Raw genomic sequence first — 1,104 nt, 5'->3', positions numbered from 1 at the left:
CGTTGTTCCTCTCAAACCGCGTACCCCGCTTAAAGCAGGGGAGAAGGCTCAGTAACCTCGAACCTCTCTCGGTAGTATGGTGGCGCATCCAGATTTTACGGCTGGATGCGCCACCTTTTTTGTGTCTAAAACGCCCTTCTGCCTGGAGCTTTGCTGGAAGAAATATGGGAACGTACTCTATATTCGCTGAGTGTTGGAAGAAAACGTGGGGTGTTAGCGGTATCGGGTCTGTTCAAGAACCATAGACTGAGGGCAAAGGTATTTTTAAACACCGCATAGACTACATAGCCGTAAGGAAATTTTCGATGAAGAATGATAATCACACTCGCGTATTTGGTCCCCTATCTGCCGGATGTGTTCTCATGCTGGCACTCAGTGCTTGCTCGACCTCTGTACAAGGAATCGGTTCGGGAGATTCTACTCATGGCGGTTCCGGCGCATCCTCTTCAGCTTCTGCAACGTCGCATGAGAAACAGATCGTGGGGCTTACCGACGACAATAAGGCCGGTACATCGCGCCCGCGCGCTGAACAGGAGCCTTTGGATTCAACGAAGAATGTAAAGCTCAAGGATGACGGTTCGTGGACTGTCGAAGAAGATAACAATGGACGCACGGAATCGGTTTCGGTTAACGCCGATGGCACATTCCAGGTGAAGAATAAAAATTCGGAAGATTCTACGGAAGAATTTACCCTCAACGCCGATGGGTCCTGGGAGAAAATCGAAAAAGGTTCTTCCAGTGAACAAAAAACTCACGTTAATGCTGACGGCACGTGGACCATCGAGAAAAAATATGGGAGTGAGGGTTCCCCAGAAAAAGCTGAGATGCGTTCCGACGGCAGCTGGGAATCTACCGAAAGGGCGAACGCGGTTATAACGGGAAAACCTGACGGGACGGCAATCAAAAAGAACACGAAGTTGGGGGAGGAGAAACCTCTTACCCCGCTAGAGTGGAAGATGGTCACGACCCCGAAAGATCATGATGAAGGCTCGATCGCCGATACCTATAAACTTGATGAGATCGTCCCTGAAAACGGTGTTATTCCGCTCAAGCCTCGTAAGTCTCTGCCCTTGGGAATGCCTGTTAAAGAGGCTGTTCCTGGAA

1 pseudogene is annotated in these 1,104 nt (G+C 49.9%); it reads left to right on the top strand.

Annotated features, from left to right (window positions below):
• Positions 1–305: 305 nt before the first annotated feature.
• Positions 306–1,104, top strand: a pseudogene (locus HMPREF2554_RS10745) (hypothetical protein); the annotation flags it as partial.

The organism is Rothia sp. HMSC071F11 (assembly GCF_001809115.1).
Lineage (GTDB): Bacteria > Actinomycetota > Actinomycetes > Actinomycetales > Micrococcaceae > Rothia > Rothia dentocariosa.
The sequence above is the reverse complement of the archived record's forward strand: the minus strand, read 5'-3'. Positions and strand labels throughout refer to the sequence as shown.